Genomic DNA, 19563 nt, shown 5'->3' with positions numbered 1-19563 from the left:
TCAGCGGGCCAGGGCGGCCTTCATCGCGTGATAGGACGCTTTCGGCGTGCGCTGCAAGCTGGAGAAGTCCACGTGGACCAGCCCGAACCGCTGGTCATAGCCGCGGGACCATTCGTAGTTGTCCATCAGCGACCAGGTGAAATAGCCCTTCACCGGGATCCCCTCGTCGATCGCCTGCCTCACCTTGGCGACATGGGCGTTCAGGTAGTCGATCCGCGCCTGGTCGTTCACCTTGCCGCCGCTGACCTTGTCGTAATTCGCCATGCCGTTCTCGGTGACGTAAAGCGGCAGGCCGCGGGTATAGGCGTCGTGGGTGCGCTTGAGGAAGGCGTGCAGGCCCTCGGGGAAGATCTCCCAGTCCATCGAGGTCTTCGGCAGCGGTCCCGGCGCCTCTTCGTGGCTCGGCCAGGGGCCGTCGTTCGGGGCGATGATCTTGCGCGTGTAGTAGTTGAGGCCGAGCCAGTCCAAGGGCTTCGAGATGATGTCGAAGTCCTTCTCGTAGCCCTTCGGCATGTGCGGCCCGAGGCCCTCCATCACGTCGGCGGGATAGGCGCGGTTGAACAGGCCCGACAGGAAGAAGCGGTTGTAGTAACCGTCGTAGAGCTTCGCGGCCTTCTGCGCCTCGGGGCTGTCGTCCACCGGCGTCGCGTACTCGAAATTGCAGACCGCGCCGAGGTTCTTCATGCCGAGGCCGCGCATCACCTCCAGCGAACGGCCGTGGCCCAGCATGACGTGGTGCATGGCGTGGGCGGTGGCGCGGATGTCGCGAAGGCCCGGCGCATGGAAGCCGAGGAAGTGGGACAGCCAGCCGACGCACCAGGGCTCGTTGATGGGGGCGGCGGACCAGACGCGGTCGCCGAGGCGCTTCATCACCACCTCGGTGAAGCCGGCGAACCACTCGGTGATCTCGCGGTTGCGCCAGCCGCCCCTGTCGGCCAGCGTCACCGGCAGTTCCCAGTGATAGAGCGTCGCGGCGGGCTTCAGCCCGCGCTCCAGCATCCCGTCCACCAGCCTGTCGTAGAAGTCGAGCCCCTCCTGGTTCACCGCGCCGGTCCCCTCGGGCATCACCCGCGCCCAGCTGGTCGAGAAGCGGTAGACGTCGAAATTGGCTTCCTTCATCAGGTCCAGGTCTTCGGGCCAGCGGTTGTAGTGGTCGCAGGCCCGCGCGCCGTCGTCGGCGTTCAGGACGTTTCCGGGCGTCCTCGCGAAGGTGTCCCACTCGGTCAGCCCCGCGCCGCCCTGGGCGTGGCCTTCGATCTGGTAGGAGGAGGTGGCGGCGCCGAACAGGAAGTCGTCGGGGAAATCCTTGCGCGTGAAGGTCATGGTCATGGCGTGATCGCTCGAAAGGTTGAGGGCACCGGCAGGGGCGCCGGTCCGGTGGAGAGGCCGACGTTGAACTCGGCCTCCAGGAGTTCGTTCTGCGGCGTCGCGGCCGGGTCGGCGATGACCCGGAGCAGCATCGCTGCTGCCCGCCGTCCGTGGTCGCGGATCGGCGAGCGCAGGGCGGTGAAGTCGGGCACCACCGCCCCGTTGCGGAAATAGGATAGGTCGTCGTCGTGGGAGATCACCGAAAAATCCTTGCCCAGCCTGAGGCCCCGCTCCGAACAGGCCCGCCGCACGCCAAGCGCGGTGATCAGCGACGAGGTCAGCAGCGCCGTCGGCGGATCGCGCAGGTCGAGCATGCGCAGCGTCGCGTCGTAGCCGTAGAACTCGGTCATCTCGTCGGCCCACATCAGCTCGGCCGCGGGGACGAGGCCCTGCCGGCGCAGCGCCTCGCAATACCCCTCGCGGCGGCGGATCGCGAAATCCATGTCCTCGAGCCCGTTCAGCAGCGCGATCCGCCGGTGCCCGAGGTCCAGAAGGAAGGACGTCGCCCGCTCGAACGCGCGGCGGCTGTTCATGTCGACCCAGTTGTAGCCGTCGCCGACGTGCGAGAAGCGGCCGTGGACGACGAAGGGCAGGGCGGTGGCGCGCAGCAGGTCGTAGCGCGGATCGTCCTTGCGCGGCGCGTGGACGATGATCCCGTCGACCGCGCGCTTGGCCCCGAGTTCGTGATAGATCCGTCCCTCGTCGCGGTCCTGCACCATGGTCAGCATCATGTCGTAACCGGCGGCGGCATAGATCTCGCCCGCGCCCGCGATGAAGTCGGCGAAGACCGGGTTCATCATCTCGTGGGCGGAGGCGCGGGGAATCACGTGGGCGATCGCCATGGCCCGCCCGGTGGCCAGGCCCTTGGCCCGCGTGTTCGCCTTGTAGTTGTGCTTGCGCGCCGCCGCCTCGACGCGCGCCCGCGTCGCATCGGACACCTCGGGGTATCCGTTCAGCGCGCGGCTGACGGTTGTCTGGGACAATCCAAGCACTTGTGCGAGTTCTCTGAGATTCATCCGACCGGGTCAAAGCGCTTTCAAGTTGCCTGCCAGACTAGCCAAGCCGGGGCGGGGCGTCAAAGGCCGCCTCTGCCGCGGCGCGGCATACCGGGTTTGATTTTTGTTTTTGTTCTTCTATGCTTTGCCTCAGACGCGATTGACTCCGCGCTGCCTTTCGGGGACGGTCGGATCAGTCAAAGCGCTTTGGCCGCCCGGCCGGAGCGCCCCAATCATGACAGCGCCACAGGGCGCGGAATTCGGGAGGTTCCGACATGAAGAAGATGCTACTGGCCACCGCGGCAAGCCTTGCCTTCGCACCGGCGATGGGCATGGCCCAGGATCTGAAGTTTCCCGTGGGCGAGGGCGATTTCAACTGGGACAGCTTCAACGCCTATGCCGAGGCGAACGATTTCTCGGGCCAGACCATCGACATCACCGGCCCCTGGACGGGGGCGGACGACGCGCTGTTCTCCAGCGTGATCGCCTATTTCGAGGAAGCGACGGGCGCGACCGTGAACTACTCGGGCTCCGACAGCTTCGAGCAGGACATCGTGATCTCGACCCAGGCGAACTCGGCCCCGAACATCGCCGTCTTCCCGCAGCCCGGCCTCGTCGCCGACCTGGCCAAGCGCGGCGCGATCACCCCGCTCGATCCCTCGACCGCCGACTGGATCAAGGAAAACTACGCCGCCGGACAGAGCTGGGTGGACCTCGCCACCTTCCCGGGGCCGGACGGCAACGCGAACCTCTACGCGATGCCCTACAAGATCGACGTGAAGTCGCTGGTCTGGTACGTCCCCGAGGCCTTCGAGGAGGCGGGATACGAGATCCCCGAGACGATGGAGGATCTGAAGGCGCTGACGCAGCAGATCGTCGATGACGGCGGCACGCCCTGGTGCATCGGACTCGGATCGGGTGCGGCGACCGGCTGGCCCGCGACCGACTGGGTCGAGGACATGATGCTGCGCACGCAGGAGCCTTCGGTCTACGACCAGTGGGTGAGCCACGAGATCCCGTTCAACGATCCCGCCGTGGTCGGCGCGATCGAGGAATACGGCTGGTTCGCCAAGAACGACGATTTCGTCAACGGCGGCTCGGCCAACGTGGCGACGACCGACTTCCGCGACAGCCCCGGCGGCCTGTTCCAGTTCCCGCCCGAGTGCTACATGCACCACCAGGCGACCTTCATCCCGACCTTCTTCCCTGAAGGCACCGAGATGGGCACCGATGTCGACTTCTTCTACATGCCCGCCTATGCCGAGAAGGACCTGGGCAAGCCGGTTCTGGGCGCGGGCACGATGTTCGCCATCACCAAGGACAGCGAGACGGCGCAGGGCTTCATCAAGTTCCTGCAGACCCCCATCGCGCACGAGATCTGGATGGCGCAGTCGGGCTTCCTGACGCCCTATACCGAGGCGAACACCGCGGTCTTCCCGACCGACTCGCAGCGGGCGCTGAACGACATCCTGACCAACGCGACGACCTTCCGCTTCGACGCCTCCGACCTGATGCCGGGAGAGATCGGCGCGGGCGCCTTCTGGACCGGGATGGTCGACTACACCACGGGCGCCGACGCGCAGACCGTGGCCGACCAGATCGAGGAGCGCTGGAAGGCGATCAAGTGATCCGATCCTGACGGACGCATGACCTGCCCGCGCCGGGTGCGATCCCGGCGCGGGCACAAGATCGGAACAAGACATCCAGTTTCAGGGGAGGGGCCGGGATGAATCCGTTTCTGCAGGGGATCATCACCATCGTCGTCGGCGTGGGCGGGTGCATCGCGTACTTCTATTTTTCGAACCTCTTCCTCGACAAGGTGCTGTTCCCGGCCAGGGGCCCGAAGGCCGGCCAGAACATCAACCGCGCCAACCAGATACGGCCCTGGCTGTTCCTGTTCCCGGCGATCTTCGCCCTCGGCCTCTACCTTGCCTATCCGGTGGTCGGCTCCTTCGTCCGCTCGCTCTACAACCGCAGCGGCAACGATTTCATCGGCGCGGGCAACTACATCCGCCTGTTCGAAAGCCCCGAGTTCCGGACCGCCTTCTTCAACAACATCCTCTGGGTCATCTTCGTGCCCGCCGCCTCGACCTTCTTCGGGCTGCTCGCGGCGCAGCTGACCGACAAGCTCAGCTGGGGCAACATCGCCAAGTCGCTGATCTTCATGCCGATGGCGATCTCCTTCGTGGGCGCCTCGCTGATCTGGAAATTCGTCTATGCCAACGACAACGACATCGGCCTGATCAACGCGATCCGCGCCGCCTTCGGGGCGGGCAACCCGATCGACGTGCTCCAGATCCCGTTCTGGAACAACTTCTTCCTGATGGTGATCCTCGTCTGGATCCAGACCGGGTTCGCCATGGTGATCCTGTCGGCCGCGCTGCGCGGCATCCCGGAAGAAACGATCGAGGCGGCGATCCTCGACGGCGCCAACCCGTTCCAGCTGTTCTTCAAGATCAAGGTGCCGCAGATCATGGGCACCATCGTGGTGGTCTGGACGACGATCACGATCCTGGTGCTGAAGGTCTTCGACATCGTCTACACGATGACCGGCGGCAACTTCGATACCGAGATCCTGCCGAGCTACATGATGAAGTTCATGTTCCGCGACGACGGTCTGGCGACGGCCGTGGCCTTCGTCATCATGGTCGTGGTGCTTCCGGTGATGATCTGGAACATCATGCAAGCCCGCAAAGAAATGCGCTGAGGGGGAGGCCGTCATGGATGGAATGGCAGGAGAGAAGTCGGGCCTGAGCTGGGCCGTCAACATCTCGGTCGTGATCATGGTGCTGCTGTGGCTGATCCCGACCATCGGCCTGTTCGTGTCCTCGTTCCGCGAGCGCGACCAGATATCCGCCTCGGGCTGGTGGCAGGCGCCGTTCAGCGTCGAGCTCAGCTACCGCACCCGCGGCGGCTCGGACGCGACCGAGGACAACGGCACCTGGACCGTGACCGGCAACATCTTCGAGACCGACGAGGTGAAGTCGAGTTTCACCAGCGGCGAGAGCACCGTGTCGGCCTTCGGCGACTCGGGCCGCAATCCGGGCGAGTACCCGGCGGGCACCACCGCGGATCTCGGGGACGGCGAGACGCTGACGGTGAACGAGGACGGCTCCTACACCTACACCACGGCCGAGGATCCGGGGGACCGGGGGCCGCGGATCTATTTCGTGGCCGAGACGCCGCCGGAGTTCACACTTGCGAACTATCGCCAGGTGCTGACCGCCGACAACATGGACAAGGCCTTCATCAACACGCTGACGGTGACGATCCCGGCGACGATCATCCCGATCCTGATCGCGGCCTTCGCGGCCTATGCGCTGGCCTGGATGGATTTCCCGGGCCGCGGCGTGCTGATCGCCTGCGTCGTGGGCCTGCTGGTGGTGCCGTTGCAGCTGGCGCTGGTGCCGCTTCTGAACCTGCACAACTCCATCGGCATCGGGCAGAGCTTCCTCGGGATATGGCTGGCCCACACCGGCTTCGGCCTGCCGCTCGCGGTCTACCTGCTCAGGAACTACATGGTCGGCCTGCCGCGCGACATCATCGAGAGCGCCAAGGTGGACGGGGCGACGGATTTCCAGCTGTTCATCCGGATCATCCTGCCGCTGTCCTTCCCGGCGCTTGCCGCCTTCGCGATCTTCCAGTTCCTGTGGACCTGGAACGATCTGCTGGTGGCCAAGGTTTTCCTTCCCTCCGACGACGCCTCGAAGGTGATGACGGTCAAGATCGCCGACGACCTCCTGGGCTCGCGCGGCGGCGACTGGGGGATCCTGGCGACGGCGGCCTTCGTTTCAATTGCCGTGCCTCTCGTGGTGTTCTTCACGATGCAGCGGTTCCTGGTGCGCGGTCTTCTGGCCGGCTCCGTAAAATAGGACAAGCATGAGCTTTCTCGACCCTTACACCGCCCCGAGCCAGCAGTCTGCCGTCGTGGACAAGGACTGGTGGCGCGGCGCCGTCATCTACCAGATCTATCCCCGCAGCTACCAGGACAGCAACGGCGACGGCATCGGCGACCTGTCCGGCATCATCCACCGGCTGCCCCACGTGGCGGCCCTCGGGGTCGACGCCATCTGGATCTCGCCCTTCTTCCGCTCGCCGATGCTCGACTTCGGCTACGATGTCTCGGACTACCGCGACGTCGACCCGATGTTCGGCACGATCGGCGATTTCGACGCGCTGGTGCAGCGCGCGCACGAACTGGGGCTGAAGGTGCTGATCGACCTCGTGCTGTCCCACACGGCCGAGTCGCACCCCTGGTTCAGCGAAAGCCGGTCGTCGCGCGACAACCCCAAGGCCGACTGGTACGTCTGGGCCGACGCGAAACCCGACGGCTCGCCGCCGAACAACTGGCTGTCGATCTTCGGCGGCTCGGCCTGGGAATGGGACGGGGAGCGGATGCAGTACTACCTGCACAACTTCCTGGCCGAACAGCCCGACCTGAACTTCCATTGTCCCGAGGTGCAGCACGAGCTTCTGGAAGTGGCGCGCTACTGGCTGAACCGGGGGGTCGACGGCTTCCGCCTCGACACGGTGAACTTCTACGTCCACGACAGGCAGCTGCGCGACAACCCGCCGCTGGCACCCGAGGCGCGGAACGAGAACACGGCGCCCTCGGTCAACCCCTACAATTTCCAGGATCACCTCTACGACAAGACCCAGCCCGAGAACCTCGAGTTCCTGCGGAAGCTGCGCGCCGTGATGGAGGAATATCCCGCGATCACCTCGGTCGGCGAGGTGGGGGAGAGCCAGCGGGGGATGCAGGTGCAGCGCGACTATACCGCGGGCGACGACCTGCTGCACATGGCCTACGACTTCGACTTCCTCGGCAACGTCTATCCCTCCGGCTCGCGCATCCGCGAGGTGCTGGAGCGGTTCGACCGGATCGTGACCGAGGGCTGGGCCTGCTGGGCCTTCTCGAACCACGACGTCGTGCGCCACGTCACGCGCTTCGGCTTCAGCGAACCCGCGCTGCGCCTCTATGCCGGGGTGCTGATGTGCATGAAGGGGACCGTCTGCCTCTACCAGGGCGAGGAGCTGGGCCTGACCGAGGCCTATGTCGCCTACGACGAGCTGCAGGATCCCTACGGCAAGCGGTTCTGGCCCAAGTTCAAGGGCCGCGACGGCTGCCGCACGCCGATCCCCTGGTCCCGGCGCGGCCGCAACGGCGGCTTCTCGGACACGAAGCCCTGGCTGCCCGTCGCGGTCGAGCACCTGGAGCGCGCGGTGTCGCAGCAGGAGGCGGACGAGGGGTCGACCCTGGCCTTCTACCGCCGCATGATCGCCTTCCGCAAAACCCTGAAGCCGCTGATCAAGGGCAGCCTCAAGGTGCTGGAGGCCACGGACGAGAAGCTGGTGATGATCCGCGCCCACGAGGGCGAGCGGGTGCTCTGCGCCTTCAACCTGACCGACGCGCCGCAGTCCCTGACGCTGCCCGAGGGCAGGTGGCGCAAGGCCGAGGGCGCCCCCTTCGAGACCGAGGAAACGGGCCGCGAGATCCGTCTGCCGCCCTGGCAGGCCTATTTCGCGGTGACCGGCGACGACGCGGCGCAGGAAGACTAACGGGAGGACGAGATGGCCGATCTACTTCTAACAGACGTCGCCAAGACCTACGGCGGCACCGTGGACGTTCTGAAGAACATCAACCTCGACATCAAGAAGGGCGAGCTGATCGTCTTCGTCGGCCCCTCGGGCTGCGGCAAGTCCACGCTCTTGCGGATGATCGCGGGGCTGGAGAAGATCACCGGCGGCGAACTCCAGATCGACGGGCAGGTGGTGAACGACGTGCCCCCGGCGCAGCGCGGCATCGCCATGGTGTTCCAGTCCTACGCGCTCTACCCGCACATGACGGTGCGCGACAACATGGCCTTCGCCCTGAAGATCGCGAAGAAGAGCAAGGAGGAGATCGACGCGGCCATCGACAAGGCGGCGCGGATCCTCCAGCTCGGCCCCTACCTCGACCGGCTGCCGAAGGCGCTGTCGGGCGGGCAGCGGCAGCGGGTGGCGATCGGCCGCTCGATCGTGCGCGACCCGAAGGTGTACCTGTTCGACGAGCCGCTCTCGAACCTCGACGCGGCCCTGCGCGTGGCGACGCGGATCGAGATCGCGCAGCTGAAGGAGCAGATGCCGGACAGCACGATGATCTACGTCACCCACGACCAGGTGGAGGCGATGACACTCGCCACCCGGATCGTGGTGCTGGCGGGGGGCGGGATCGCCCAGGTCGGCACGCCGCTCGACCTCTACGAGAAGCCCGAGAACGAGTTCGTGGCCCAGTTCATCGGCTCTCCCGCGATGAACCTCTTGCCCGGCAAGATCGTCGAGGTCGGCAGGCAGACGGTGATCGAGATGGAGGGCGGCGGGCGCGCGGTGTCGGACTATCCCTCGCAGCAGTCGGACATGGGCGCGAAGGTGAAGGTCGGCGCGCGCCCCGAGGACCTGGTGGAGACCGACGGCGACTATCTCTTCAAGGGCAAGGTCGACATCACCGAGGCGCTGGGCGAGGTCACGATCCTCTACTTCGAGACCGGCGGGTCGGACGAGCCGGTGATCGCGAAGCTCGCGGGCATCCACAAGGGGCTCCGGGGACGCGAGGTGGCGCTGGGGGCGTCCCCGGACAAGGTGCACGTCTTCCTGAACGGCGAGTCGCTGCTCTATCGCACCGGCGGGCTGGAAAAGACGGCGACGACGAAGAATTTCGGCAACGCAAAGCACTGAGGCTTCGGCAGCGTTGAGAGACGGAAAGGCCCCGCCGCCGGCGGGGCCTTGCTCCATTTGCCCTTCGGGCGGCGGGGGCGTTCCGCCCCCCTCGGCACATGCGTGCCTCGTCCCCCTGAGGATATTTGGAAAGCAAAGATGGGGGCGGGACGATGGGGAATGCGGAGCTTCCCTGCCGCTGGACCTTGGCAAGCGGGCGTCGGCGTGGTCGTTTGTGGCCGAGTACCGTGCAGGGGGAGACAGGCGATGGCGGCACCAGAGAACAGGTTGAAGGCGGCGCTGGCCGAGGGGCGGTTGCAGGTGGGGCTGTGGCTGGCCTTCGCCCATCCGACGGCGGCCGAGATCGCCTCGCGCGCCGGGTTCGATTGGTGCCTGATCGACGCCGAGCACGGGCCGAACGACATTCCGCTGATCCTCGCGCAGATGCAGGCCATGGGCGGCGGCGCGGCGTCGGTCGCGGTGCGGGTGCCGGTGGGCGAGACGCGGATCCTGAAGCAGGTGCTCGACATCGGGGCGCAGACGGTGCTGGTGCCCATGGTCGACACGGCGGAGCAGGCCGCGGCGCTGGTGCGCGCGGTCCATTATCCGCCGAAGGGCATCCGGGGCGTCGGTGCGATGCAGTCCCGCGCGACCTTCTTCGGCGAGGACACGGGATACGTGGCGGGCGCGGGCGACCAGGTCTGCCTGATGGTGCAGGCCGAGACGCGCACCGCCATGGCGAACCTCGACGCCATCGCGGCGGTGGAGGGGGTCGACTGCGTCTTCATCGGCCCCGCGGACCTGGCCGCCGACATGGGCCATCTCGGCAACCCGGGCCATCCCGACGTGGTGGCGGCGATCGAGGACGGGGTGAAGCGGATCCGGGCCGCCGGGAAGGCGGCGGGGATCATCACCTTCGACGCGGCGCGCATCGCCCATTACGCGGGGCTGGGGTTCACCTTCCTCGGCACCGGGGGCGACGTCGCGCTGTTCACGAGGGCGGTGCGTGATCTCGCGGCGCAGGCGCAGGCGGTGAAGGGCTGAGCGCGCCGCGCCGAGACAGCCGTTGACGTTCGCCCGGCGCGGGCTTAGCTCGCAGCCATGGCACGCGCACCCCTTCTCCAGCTCTCCGGCATCTCGCTGACCTTCGGCGGCGATCCCGTCTTCTCCGACCTCGACCTCGTGGTGCAGCCGGGCGACCGGCTGGCGCTGGTGGGGCGCAACGGGTCGGGCAAGTCGACCCTGATGAAGGTCATGGCCGGGCTGGTGGAGCCCGACACGGGCGAGGTCGTCGTCTCGCCCGGCACCGGCGTCGGCTACATGGAGCAGGATCCGGGGATGGCGGGGTTCGCCACGCTGGGCGACTATGCCGCGTCCACGCTGGATCCGGCCGAAAGCTACCGCGTCGAGATGGTGGCCGAGGGGCTGAAGTTCGACCCCTCCCGCCCCGTTGACGTCGCCTCGGGCGGCGAGAGGAGGCGGGCGGCGCTGGCGAAGCTGTTGGCCGAGGCGCCGGGGCTGATGCTGCTCGACGAGCCGACGAACCACCTCGACATCGAGGCGATCGCCTGGCTGGAGGAGGAGCTGTCGACGACGCGCACCGCCTTCGTGCTGATCTCCCACGACCGGGCGTTCCTGAGGCGGCTGGCGAAGGCGACGCTCTGGATCGACAGGGGGCAGGTGCGGCGGCAGGACAAGGGGTTCGACGCCTTCGAGGCCTGGCGCGACCAGGTCTGGGAAGAGGAGGACATGCAGCGCCACAAGCTCGACCGCAAGATCAAGGCCGAGGCCCGGTGGGCGGTCGAGGGGATCTCGGCCCGGCGGAAGCGCAACCAGGGGCGGGTGCGGGCGCTGGCCGACCTGCGCCAGCAGCGGGCGGACCAGATCCGGCGGCAGGGCACGGCCGACATGGCGCTCGAGTCCGGGCCGAAAAGCGGCAAGCGGGTGGTCGAGGCGCGGGGCATTTCCAAGCGGTTCGGCGACAAGGTGATCCTGGAGCCGTTCGACCTGAAGATCCAGCGCGGCGACCGGGTGGCCTTCGTCGGGCCGAACGGCGTGGGCAAGACCACGCTTCTGAAGATGCTGACGGGCGAGGTGGAGCCGGACCAGGGAGAGATCCTGCTTGGGACCAACCTGGAACTTGCCGTCTTCGACCAGCAGCGCGCGCAGCTCGATACCGAGGCCTCGCTCTGGGAGAACCTCACGGGCGATCCGGGGCTGGGCGTCTCGGGGCGGGCGGACCAGGTGATGGTCCGCGGCGCGCCGCGGCATGTCGTCGGCTACCTGAAGGACTTCCTGTTCTCCGAGGCGCAGGCGCGGGCGCCGGTCCGCTCGCTTTCCGGGGGGGAGAAGGCGCGCCTGCTCCTGGCGAAGCTGATGGCGCGGGAAAGCAACGTGCTGGTGCTGGACGAGCCGACAAACGATCTGGACGTGGAAACCCTTGATCTGCTTCAGGAATTGCTGGGCGACTACGACGGTACGGTGCTGCTGGTGTCCCACGACCGGGATTTCCTCGACCGCGTCGCCGACACCACCGTGGCGATGGAGGGCGACGGGCGCGCGACCGTCTATGCCGGCGGCTGGAGCGATTACCGGAGCCAGAGGGCCGAGCGGCCCGATGCCCCGGCGACGAAGGCGAGGCCCTCCGAGGTGCCCGCGAAAGCGGCGGTGGCCGAGGTGAAACCGGCGGCAAAACCTGCGCCGAAGCCCCAGGCGAAGCTGAGTTTCTCGGAAAGCCACCGGCTGGAGACGCTGCCGGGCGAGATCGCGCGGCTCGAGGCGGAGATCGGCAAGCTGGAGCAGCTCCTGGCCGATCCCGAGCTGTTCACCCGCGAGCCGGTGAAGTTCAGGAAGGCGACCGAGGCGCTGGTCGAGCGGCAGGAGAAGCTGTCGGCGGCCGAGACCGAGTGGCTGGAACTGGAGGAGCGGGCGGCGGGCTGAGCTTCGCCGCGACCGGCAGGCGCGGGGTCAGCCGCGGAACCCCTGAGCGACGACGAACTTTTCCGAGCTGTCCGAACGGGATGCGGGCGGCTTCACGTTGGCCACCTTGGCGAACTTCTGCTTCAGGAGCGCCTGGAGCTCGCCCTCGGCCCCGCCGGCCAGCACCTTGGCGACGAAGGTGCCGCCCTCTTCCAGCACGTCGAAGGCGAACCAGGCGGCGGCCTCGCAAAGCGCGATGATGCGCAGGTGGTCGGTCTGCTTGTGGCCCGAGCTTGCCGCCGCCATGTCCGACATCACCACGTCGGCCTTGCCGCCGAGCCACTCCTTCACCTTGTCGTCCGCGCCCTCGGCCAGGAAGTCGAGCTGGTGGATCTCGCAGCCCGCGATCGGCTCGACTTCCTGGAGGTCGACGGCGACGATGCGGCCCTGCTTCTTGCCGGACTTGTCGCCAAGCGCGTTGACCCGCGGCACCGCCACCTGGCACCAGCCGCCCGGCGCGCAGCCGAGGTCCACCACCCGCGCGCCGGGGACGAGGAAGCGGTACTTGTCGTCGAGTTCGAGGATCTTGAACGCCGCACGCCCGCGATATCCGAGGGCCTGCGCCTTCTTCACGTAGGGGTCGTTCAGCTGCCGCTGGAGCCAGAGGGTCGAGGACAGCTTCCTCCCCCGCGCGGTCTTCACCTTCACGGTCAGATCCCGCTGTCCGCGGCCGCTGGTCTTCTTCTCGGTGGGGCGTTTGGCCATGGGTCCGATCCTGGTTGAGCGGGCATCATAGCGCCCCGTCGCGGCAAGCGCCATGGGGCGCGGGGCAGGCTTGCAGCCCCGGCACGCGCAGCCAGGTGCCTCCGAGGGGGCGGAGGGTGGCCCCGGTGCCGATCTTGAACCGCGCGAGGCCCGGGGCGTTCACCGTGTCCACCGTGCCGAGGTCGAGGCGGACGCAGCTGTCGGCCAGCCGGTCCATCGCGGCGTGCAGAAGCGCGTGGTGGCAGGCCAGGCGGCGACCCTCGGGGCCGGACCAGCCCAGCTGATAGGTCGCGACGGCGCCGTGGACGAGGAACAGCATGGCGGCGGCCGGGGTGCCGCCGTGCAGGGCGGTCAGCACCAGCGTGTCGCCGGGCCGGATGGCGGCATAGGCCAGCAGAAGGCCGTGGGGTAGGGTGCGGAACCCCTTCGCGCGCTGCTGCCGGCGGTCCGCGTCCAGCAGCCAGCGGTGGTGTGTGGGGCAAAGACGCTCGGCCCGCAGGCAGGGCGAGGCGGCTTCGGCGCGGCGCAGGGCGTTGCGCCATGTTCCGGCCATCCGGGACAGGCGCGCTTCGCGCCCGCCGGTGAGGGAGAGTTCCGCCACCGTGGCGGCGGTGAAGATCCGGCGGAAGCCCGCGACGCGCAGCGCGGCCGTGTCCCCGCCATCGCTGTTGACGAGGGCGAGCGGCGCGCGGCGCAGCGCCCTTGCGTCGGGGCCGTCCAGCCAGACCGGCCCGCGGGAGGCGAGGCTGAGCCCGAAGCGCCGGATCACCTGCACCGGGGCCGCGCCGGGGAGGTCGATGCACAGTGCCGCCGCCCCGCACCGCCGGAGGGCGGCGGTGAAGGCGGGGTGCTGCTGCAACGGGAGGAGCGGCGCGCTGTCCATGGCGGGGATTAGGACATCGTTCACCTAATCGGTGGTTAATGGGTCCATGGACCGAAGCAGGACTCCGGAGCGCACCGTGGCAGGGCGCCACGCCCCGCCCGCCCGGCCGACCCTGCTGGGCGCGGCGCTGCTGGCCCTGCTGGTGACGCTGCCCTTCGCGCTGGCGGTGCTGGTGACGGAGCTTCTGTGGGGCGGATGATCGCGCGCTGGCTAGCGCAGCCAGGCGGCCTCGTTCGCCTCGATGGCGGCGATGCGCTCGGCCGTCTTCGGATGGCTCATCAGCCAGGCGGGGGCGGCGCCGCGGTTGCCGGTCAGCGCCTCGAGCTTGCGGAACAGCGATTTCTGCGGCGCGGTGCCGATCCCCGCCTTGGTGAGCAGGGCGGAGGCATAGGCATCGGCCTCGTACTCGTCCTTGCGCGACAGCCGCGCGGCCAGGAGCGAGGTCAGCGCGCCCGCGATGGCGACGCCGATCCCCGGCAGGAAGCGCGAGAGCACCATGGCCAGCGCCGTCCGGAGCGCGTTCTGGCCCGAGAAGTCGATCATCCGCCGCCGCGAATGGCCAAGCGCGACGTGGCCGAGTTCGTGGGCGATGACGCTCGCCATCTCCTCGGCCGTGACCTCCCCCGCGCGGTACTTCTCGTAGAAGCCGCGGGTGATGAAGATCCGCCCGTCCGGCGCGGCGAGGCCGTTCACCGGCTGGATCTCGTAGATGTGGACCTTGATGTGGCGAAGCTCCAGCGCCTCGGCCATCCGCTGGGTCAGGCGGCGCAGGGTCGAATCCGCCAGCTCGGTCGACTTCTCGTCGAGCTCGCGCGCCGTGCGCCAGGCCGAGAAGCGGTACATGGCGAGACCGTAGAGCACGGCAAGCAGGATCGGGGTGAACTTCAGCATGGGCCCAAGATGGGGCGCGGCGCGCCGCGCGGCAAGGCTCAGCGCAGCCAGTCGGCATAGGGGCGGTGATGCGCCGCCATGTCGTGGTGCAGCCAGACCATGCGGTCGAGCAGCCAGAGCTTCAGCATGACGGCAAGGGCCAGGCCGAGGACGGTCCAGGCGGGATCGAGCGTCCAGAGCCCCCAGGCCAGCGGGACCAGCGCGAGGGTGGCGGCGGTGGAGAGGAGCGAGGCGGCGCGGGCGTGATGCGGCGGGATCGGCACCTCGCCCGCGTTGAGCCACACCCGCTCGCCCAGGGTGGCGCGGGAGAACCAGCTTGTCGTGTGGCGCGGCGGCGGGAAGGCGCGGGGATTGGCCCAGCTCCACAGCAGCAGCAGCGCCACGGGGACGAGGCACCAGGGCCCGATCCAGGCGCGGGCGTAGAGGGCGAGGGTCAGCAGCGGCAGGATCGGCAGCCGCGTCCATCCGGACCAGGGATTGGCATGGCGCTCCCAGACCGGGTCGCTCATCGCGAAGCTGGCGGCGAGGCGGCTCAACATGGCCATGGCGGCGGGGCTCCGGCTGTGGTCGGCCCGATATGGCCGCTTTGCGGGCCGGGGTCAAATCCTGCGGCGGTGGGGAGGATGGAGGGTGCGGGACCGGGGCTCTGCCGTCTTGCCGAAGGCAGGCTTCGGCGAGATCCTGCGATATTGGGAAGAAGGGCGGCGGGCGGCGGCGTTTGTGGAGGGTGCGGGACCGGGGCTCTGCCGTCTTGCCGAAGGCAAGCTTCGGCAAGACCCCCGGGATATTTGGAAAGCAAAGATGGAGGGGGTGCGGGGGGGGGGGCGCGCAATGGGATTGGCTGGGCGGGGTGCTTTCGTGGAAGGGGGCCGCGGGGTCAGCGGGCGAGGAGCTTCATGCCGCGCTCGAGTCCCTCCAGGGTCATCGGCACCATGCGCTCGGGGCCGAACTGCTCGCGGATCATGCCGATGGTCTGGGTGTAGGGCCAGTATTTCTCGGGCAGCGGGTTCAGCCAGAGGTGGTCGGGCCACTGCTCGCGGGCGCGCTGGAGCCAGAGCTGGCCCGGCTCGGGGTTCATGTGCTCGTTCGCGCCGCCGGGGTAGACCAGTTCGTAGGGCGACATCGAGGCGTCGCCGACGAAGATGCACCTGTAGTCCGGGCCATAGGTCCTCAGCACCTCCCAGGTGGGGGTCTGCGCGTTCCAGCGCCGGGCATTGTCCTTCCAGACGCCTTCGTAGAGGCAGTTGTGGAAGTAGAAGTGTTCGAGCTGGCGGAACTCGCTGCGGGCGGCCGAGAACAGCTCCTCGACCACGCGGATGTGCGGATCCATCGAGCCGCCGACGTCGAGAAACAGCAGCACCTTCACCGCGTTGCGCCGCTCGGGCCGGGTCTTCACGTCGAGCCAGCCCTGGTGGGCGGTGGCGCGGATGGTGCCGGGCAGGTCCAGCTCCTCGGCCGCGCCGTCGCGGGCCCATCGGCGCAGGCGCTTCAGGGCGACCTTGATGTTGCGGGTGCCGAGCTCGACCTGGTCGTCGAGGTCGCGGAACTCGCGCCGGTCCCAGACCTTCACCGCGCGGCGGTGGCGGCTTTCGTGCTGGCCGATCCTGACGCCCTCGGGGTTGTAGCCGTAGGCGCCGAAGGGCGAGGTGCCGGCGGTGCCGATCCACCTGTTGCCGCCCTGGTGGCGGCCCTGCTGTTCGGCCAGGCGCTGTTTCAGCGTCTCCATGAGCTTCTCGAAGCCGCCGAGGGCCTCGATCTCGGCCTGCTCCTCGGGGGTGAGGTGCTTCTCGGCCATCTTCCTGAGCCAGTCGGCGGGCAGGTCCACGGCCTCGAGCACCTGTTCGGGCGCGATCGCCTCCAGCCCCGCGAAGCTGGCCGCGAAGGCGCGGTCGAAGCGGTCGATGTGGCGTTCGTCCTTCACCAGGATGCAGCGGGCGAGGTGGTAGAACCCCTCGGGATCGTAGGTGACGAGGTTGGCCTTCAGCCCTTCGAGGAACGCGAGGTATTCGCGCAGCGACACGGGGACACGGTGGCTGCGCAGCTGGTCGAAGAAGGGCAGGAACATGCGCCTAGCCCAGGGTGCGGCTCAGGACGATGGTGATGACGAGCCCGATCAGGGCGCCGAGGATGCCGAAGCCCGCGGCGTACTGCGCCATGTCGAGCTTGCGGCCGCCCCGGCGCTTCGCGGTGAAGGCGCCCCAGGCGGCGAAGACGGCGGCGAGGAGAAGGATGATCAAGAGGAGCCTCTCTGGTGGCGTGGGGTGAGGGCGGCGATCTCGGAGGCGCGCTGGCGCACCTCGTCGTCGTCGCCGAAGCCGTAGCGCGCCCAGCCGAGGCTGTCGCGGCGCACCTCCGCGGCCTCGAGCGGCTGGCCCATGGCGCCGAGCGCCTCGGCCTTGACCATCAGCAGCGTGGCGAGCAGCGCCGCGTTCTCGGCATCGGCGACGGCTTCGAGGTTGGCGTCCACGATCTCGACCGCGATGTCGGGCTGGCCCGAGGACAGGGCGAAGGCGGCGAGCTGCATCGCGATGTGGGCGGCGTGGAGCCGGGTTTCGGGGTTCGAGCCGTAGATGCTGCCGGCCTGCAGGAACGAGGCCAGCGCCAGCTCCGGCTCGCGTCCGAGGGCCAGGCGGCCCAAGGCGAAGAGCGAGAAGGCGAGGCGGTTGTCGTTCCAGCTGCCCGCGCGGGCGATGGCGACGGCGGTCTTGGCGGCCTCGATCCGGCGCTGGGTGGGCGCGCGGGGGCCGAGGGCGATCTCGATCTGGTCGATCCAGGCGCGGGGCGTCGGCGGGCGGCGGGGGGTGCGGGCCAGCACGCCCTTGGGGTTGATCCGGGCGAGGATGCGGGGCAGGCGGGCCGCCACCTCCTCCCGCGTCATGCCGGAGTGCAGTGCCGGGTCGTAGAAGGCGCGCAGCACCAGCATGTCGAAGCCGGTCAGGACGGTGTGGAAGTTGTCGTCGTTGAAGACCGAGTCGGTGAGCGAATAGAGGTCGTTCAGCGGCCCGAGCGCCTGGGCGATCTCCTCGTGCAGGCAGTCGCGCACCTCCTGGGGCGAGACGTCGCCGGGGATGAACACGGCCATCTTCTCGCGCACCCTCAGCGTCGTCCAGTCGGTCAGGGCGGTGCGGCGGTTCCTGCGGAAGCTGTCCCAGCTGTCGACGCGGGGCACCACGAAGCAGGCGGCCTGGGGCACCGCGCGCTGGAGGTCGCGGCGCGGGATCATGTCGATGGTGATGTTGGCGGGCCGGCCGTCGGGAACGCGCGAGATGTCGATCCCCGCCTCCTTGCGGAAGCGGGCGAGCAGGCGGTCGAGATCGGCGGTCAGGCTCGGCGGCACCGCGCCGATGACGCGCACGGTGACGGGGCCCTCGAAGCGGGTCAGCACCGGCAGGGGGCGGCCGCTTTCGAGGAAGAAGGCGAGATCGATGAAATCCCGCGCGATGGAGGCGTTGGAGCGGGTGGGCTTCGTGACGTGGGGCGCCGCGAAGACCTTCATCGGCGGCAGGCGCGTGACCTCGCTCGCCCGCCGGTCGGCCGGATCGCGCGCCGTGGCACAGGCGGCGAGCCCGGCAAGGGCGAGACAGGCGAGGAGGGGGCGGATCATGGGCGGTTGTACCTGATGAAGGGCGTGAGCTTGCCCACCCGATCATAGAGCCTGCGCGCGGCGTGGTTGAAGTCCTGGGTCAACCAATAGACCGAGGGTGACCCGGCTGCATCAGCGGCGGCATAGACGCCCTCGATCAGGGCACCGCCCACGCCCTGGCCGCGCACCTCGGGGGCGGCGAAGAGGTCCTGGAGATAGCAGGTGTTCTCGATCTTCCAGCCGTGGCGGTGGAACAGGTAGTGGGCGAGGCCGACGGGTGTGCCGTCGATCTCGGCGATGAGGCCGTTGAAATCCTGCGGGTCGTCGCCGAGGAGCCGGGCGAAGGTGCTGTCGTAGACGTGATCGGGCAGCTCGGTCTCGTAGAAGCGCAGGTAGGCGCGCCAGAGTTCGGTCCAGGCGGAGCGGTCTTCGGCGGCAAGGGGGCGGATCAGGGGAGCGTTCATGCGAGATAGGCCAGGGAGAGGAGGGAAAGCAGGCTGGTCCAGATGATGACCGGCGCGATGGCATCGGTCCGCACACCATAGAGCAGGGCCAGGGAGAAGGCCATCGCCCCCGAGGGCCCCGCCGCGCCGAGGGTCAGGACGGGCCGCCACGGGCTGCCGGGCAGGACCAGGGTGAGGGCGGCGAAGACGAGGGCGGGGAAGAGCAGCAGCTTCATCGCCGCGATCCCCGCCACCGTGGGCGAGGGGGCGAGGGCGTGGCCCGAGAGGATGACGCCGAGCGCGAAGAGCGTCACCGGCGCTGCGGCGGCCCCTGCGAAGCGGGCGGCGGTGATCACCGGCTCGGGCACCGGCAGGCCCGAGAGGTTCAGGGCGAGGCCGGCGAGGATCGACAGGATGACGGGGTTTCGCGCGATCCGCTTCAGCGTGGCGCGGGCGGTGCCCTTGCCGGTCAGGATCTCGGCGGCGACGATGAAGAAGGGGAAGGACACCGCGCTGTCCCAGGCGACGATGGCGGTGACGGGCAGGGCGCGCGCCTCGCCGTAGATCAGCACAGCGATCGGCCAGATGTAGAGCAGCGTGTTGACGAAGATCACCGCCATGGCGAGCAGGAAGGATTCGACGGGGTCGCGGCGGAAGACGAGGCGCGCGGCGGCGAGGGCAAGGAGGAAGGCCGAGACCTGGCAGGCGACGTAGAGGCCGAGGGCGGGGACGTCGAAGCTCGGCAGGTCGAGGCCGGTCATCAGCAGGAACAGGAGCGGCGGCTGCAGGACGAGGAAGGCGAAGCGGTTCAGCGCCACCGCCTCGGCCCGCGCCATGGTGCCCGCGCGCCCCAGGGCGAAGCCGAGGGCGAGCAGCGCGAAGACCGGCAGGATGTTGTGGGTCAGGACGTGGAGCATCGGTGGTTCAGCAGCGCGGTCTGCCGGGCACCCCGGCTGCGGGACTGCGTCCCGCAGCGGCCCGCCCGCCAGCCGCGCCCCGGCCGGGACAGGCGGGGGCGTGCCG

The 19563-nt window shown here is 68.8% G+C and carries 19 protein-coding genes; 8 read left to right on the top strand and 11 right to left on the bottom strand.

Features of this window, described 5'->3' with window-relative positions:
• Nucleotides 1–1323, bottom strand: coding sequence for a GH1 family beta-glucosidase (locus A7B20_RS12410; RefSeq protein WP_102108904.1), 1323 nt, complete (start codon nucleotides 1321–1323; stop codon nucleotides 1–3).
• A 2-nt stretch (nucleotides 1324–1325) separates the two neighbouring features.
• Nucleotides 1326–2384 carry a LacI family DNA-binding transcriptional regulator gene (locus tag A7B20_RS12405; RefSeq protein ID WP_102108903.1) on the bottom strand — a complete coding sequence of 353 codons (1059 nt, stop codon included), beginning with the start codon at nucleotides 2382–2384 and terminating at the stop codon, nucleotides 1326–1328.
• A 254-nt stretch (nucleotides 2385–2638) separates the two neighbouring features.
• On the opposite strand from A7B20_RS12405, the gene A7B20_RS12400 reads away from it, so the two are divergent.
• The 7 genes from A7B20_RS12400 (at nucleotide 2639) to A7B20_RS12370 (ending at nucleotide 11996) form a co-directional block, all read left to right on the top strand.
• Nucleotides 2639–3991: an ABC transporter substrate-binding protein gene (locus tag A7B20_RS12400; protein WP_102108902.1), complete on the top strand. Its 1353-nt coding sequence runs from the start codon at nucleotides 2639–2641 to the stop codon at nucleotides 3989–3991.
• A 98-nt stretch (nucleotides 3992–4089) separates the two neighbouring features.
• On the top strand, nucleotides 4090–5070 hold the full coding sequence (locus A7B20_RS12395) for a carbohydrate ABC transporter permease (protein ID WP_102108901.1): 981 nt from the start codon (nucleotides 4090–4092) through the stop codon (nucleotides 5068–5070).
• A gap of 13 nt (nucleotides 5071–5083) precedes the next feature.
• Complete coding sequence (locus A7B20_RS12390) at nucleotides 5084–6235, top strand: ABC transporter permease subunit (RefSeq protein ID WP_102108900.1); 1152 nt, start codon at nucleotides 5084–5086, stop codon at nucleotides 6233–6235.
• A 7-nt stretch (nucleotides 6236–6242) separates the two neighbouring features.
• Nucleotides 6243–7922 carry an alpha-glucosidase family protein gene (locus A7B20_RS12385; protein ID WP_102108899.1) on the top strand — a complete coding sequence of 560 codons (1680 nt, stop codon included), beginning with the start codon at nucleotides 6243–6245 and terminating at the stop codon, nucleotides 7920–7922.
• Nucleotides 7923–7934: 12 nt separating this feature from the next.
• Entirely contained in the window at nucleotides 7935–9077 is a 1143-nt protein-coding gene (locus tag A7B20_RS12380; protein WP_102108898.1) for an ABC transporter ATP-binding protein, read from the top strand.
• A 246-nt stretch (nucleotides 9078–9323) separates the two neighbouring features.
• Nucleotides 9324–10100 carry an aldolase/citrate lyase family protein gene (locus A7B20_RS12375; RefSeq protein ID WP_157937676.1) on the top strand — a complete coding sequence of 259 codons (777 nt, stop codon included), beginning with the start codon at nucleotides 9324–9326 and terminating at the stop codon, nucleotides 10098–10100.
• A gap of 57 nt (nucleotides 10101–10157) precedes the next feature.
• On the top strand, nucleotides 10158–11996 hold the full coding sequence (locus tag A7B20_RS12370) for an ABC-F family ATP-binding cassette domain-containing protein (protein ID WP_102108896.1): 1839 nt from the start codon (nucleotides 10158–10160) through the stop codon (nucleotides 11994–11996).
• 27 nt (nucleotides 11997–12023) lie between these two features.
• On the opposite strand, the gene A7B20_RS12365 is transcribed toward A7B20_RS12370, so the two are convergent.
• Both A7B20_RS12365 and A7B20_RS12360 read right to left on the bottom strand, forming a co-directional pair.
• Complete coding sequence (locus A7B20_RS12365; protein ID WP_102108895.1) at nucleotides 12024–12740, bottom strand: RlmE family RNA methyltransferase; 717 nt, start codon at nucleotides 12738–12740, stop codon at nucleotides 12024–12026.
• Between the two features lie 25 nt (nucleotides 12741–12765).
• On the bottom strand, nucleotides 12766–13647 hold the full coding sequence (locus A7B20_RS12360) for a GNAT family N-acetyltransferase (protein WP_245866871.1): 882 nt from the start codon (nucleotides 13645–13647) through the stop codon (nucleotides 12766–12768).
• A gap of 52 nt (nucleotides 13648–13699) precedes the next feature.
• Here A7B20_RS12360 and A7B20_RS21715 point away from each other — a divergent pair, with 52 nt between their 5' ends.
• Nucleotides 13700–13822, top strand: a complete 123-nt coding sequence (locus tag A7B20_RS21715; RefSeq protein WP_281260101.1) for a hypothetical protein — start codon at nucleotides 13700–13702, stop codon at nucleotides 13820–13822.
• A gap of 11 nt (nucleotides 13823–13833) precedes the next feature.
• Here A7B20_RS21715 and A7B20_RS12355 read toward each other — a convergent pair whose 3' ends face one another.
• The 7 genes from A7B20_RS12355 to A7B20_RS12330 form a co-directional block, all read right to left on the bottom strand.
• Nucleotides 13834–14514, bottom strand: a complete 681-nt coding sequence (locus tag A7B20_RS12355; RefSeq protein ID WP_102108893.1) for a M48 family metallopeptidase — start codon at nucleotides 14512–14514, stop codon at nucleotides 13834–13836.
• A 38-nt stretch (nucleotides 14515–14552) separates the two neighbouring features.
• Nucleotides 14553–15059: a DUF6653 family protein gene (locus A7B20_RS12350; protein WP_102108892.1), complete on the bottom strand. Its 507-nt coding sequence runs from the start codon at nucleotides 15057–15059 to the stop codon at nucleotides 14553–14555.
• 332 nt (nucleotides 15060–15391) lie between these two features.
• The gene (locus A7B20_RS12345; protein WP_102108891.1) at nucleotides 15392–16579 is read right to left on the bottom strand and encodes a vWA domain-containing protein; all 1188 of its coding nucleotides are present in this window, start codon (nucleotides 16577–16579) and stop codon (nucleotides 15392–15394) included.
• 4 nt (nucleotides 16580–16583) lie between these two features.
• The gene (locus A7B20_RS21295) at nucleotides 16584–16751 is read right to left on the bottom strand and encodes a hypothetical protein (RefSeq protein ID WP_157937675.1); all 168 of its coding nucleotides are present in this window, start codon (nucleotides 16749–16751) and stop codon (nucleotides 16584–16586) included.
• Nucleotides 16748–18118 carry a DUF2927 domain-containing protein gene (locus A7B20_RS12340; RefSeq protein ID WP_102108890.1) on the bottom strand — a complete coding sequence of 457 codons (1371 nt, stop codon included), beginning with the start codon at nucleotides 18116–18118 and terminating at the stop codon, nucleotides 16748–16750. The genes A7B20_RS21295 and A7B20_RS12340 overlap by 4 nt, the downstream gene beginning before the upstream one ends.
• Nucleotides 18115–18561: a GNAT family N-acetyltransferase gene (locus A7B20_RS12335; RefSeq protein ID WP_102108889.1), complete on the bottom strand. Its 447-nt coding sequence runs from the start codon at nucleotides 18559–18561 to the stop codon at nucleotides 18115–18117. Before A7B20_RS12335 ends, A7B20_RS12340 begins: the two co-directional genes overlap by 4 nt.
• Nucleotides 18558–19457 carry an AEC family transporter gene (locus A7B20_RS12330; RefSeq protein ID WP_102108888.1) on the bottom strand — a complete coding sequence of 300 codons (900 nt, stop codon included), beginning with the start codon at nucleotides 19455–19457 and terminating at the stop codon, nucleotides 18558–18560. The genes A7B20_RS12335 and A7B20_RS12330 overlap by 4 nt, the downstream gene beginning before the upstream one ends.
• Between the last annotated feature and the right edge of the window lie 106 nt (nucleotides 19458–19563).

Source organism: Oceaniglobus roseus, from assembly GCF_002869745.1.
Classification (GTDB): domain Bacteria; phylum Pseudomonadota; class Alphaproteobacteria; order Rhodobacterales; family Rhodobacteraceae; genus Oceaniglobus; species Oceaniglobus roseus.
Note: the sequence above shows the minus strand (reverse complement) of the source record. Positions and strands in the feature narration are given on the sequence as shown.

Coding starts and splice junctions, on each gene's coding strand:
- A7B20_RS12410 (WP_102108904.1), bottom strand. CDS start 1,323: ATGACCTTCACGCGCAAGGATTTCCCCGACGACTTCCTGTTCGGCGCC.
- A7B20_RS12405 (WP_102108903.1), bottom strand. CDS start 2,384: ATGAATCTCAGAGAACTCGCACAAGTGCTTGGATTGTCCCAGACAACC.
- A7B20_RS12400 (WP_102108902.1), top strand. CDS start 2,639: ATGAAGAAGATGCTACTGGCCACCGCGGCAAGCCTTGCCTTCGCACCG.
- A7B20_RS12395 (WP_102108901.1), top strand. CDS start 4,090: ATGAATCCGTTTCTGCAGGGGATCATCACCATCGTCGTCGGCGTGGGC.
- A7B20_RS12390 (WP_102108900.1), top strand. CDS start 5,084: ATGGATGGAATGGCAGGAGAGAAGTCGGGCCTGAGCTGGGCCGTCAAC.
- A7B20_RS12385 (WP_102108899.1), top strand. CDS start 6,243: ATGAGCTTTCTCGACCCTTACACCGCCCCGAGCCAGCAGTCTGCCGTC.
- A7B20_RS12380 (WP_102108898.1), top strand. CDS start 7,935: ATGGCCGATCTACTTCTAACAGACGTCGCCAAGACCTACGGCGGCACC.
- A7B20_RS12375 (WP_157937676.1), top strand. CDS start 9,324: ATGGCGGCACCAGAGAACAGGTTGAAGGCGGCGCTGGCCGAGGGGCGG.
- A7B20_RS12370 (WP_102108896.1), top strand. CDS start 10,158: ATGGCACGCGCACCCCTTCTCCAGCTCTCCGGCATCTCGCTGACCTTC.
- A7B20_RS12365 (WP_102108895.1), bottom strand. CDS start 12,740: ATGGCCAAACGCCCCACCGAGAAGAAGACCAGCGGCCGCGGACAGCGG.
- A7B20_RS12355 (WP_102108893.1), bottom strand. CDS start 14,514: ATGCTGAAGTTCACCCCGATCCTGCTTGCCGTGCTCTACGGTCTCGCC.
- A7B20_RS12350 (WP_102108892.1), bottom strand. CDS start 15,059: ATGGCCATGTTGAGCCGCCTCGCCGCCAGCTTCGCGATGAGCGACCCG.
- A7B20_RS12345 (WP_102108891.1), bottom strand. CDS start 16,579: ATGTTCCTGCCCTTCTTCGACCAGCTGCGCAGCCACCGTGTCCCCGTG.
- A7B20_RS12340 (WP_102108890.1), bottom strand. CDS start 18,118: ATGATCCGCCCCCTCCTCGCCTGTCTCGCCCTTGCCGGGCTCGCCGCC.
- A7B20_RS12335 (WP_102108889.1), bottom strand. CDS start 18,561: ATGAACGCTCCCCTGATCCGCCCCCTTGCCGCCGAAGACCGCTCCGCC.
- A7B20_RS12330 (WP_102108888.1), bottom strand. CDS start 19,457: ATGCTCCACGTCCTGACCCACAACATCCTGCCGGTCTTCGCGCTGCTC.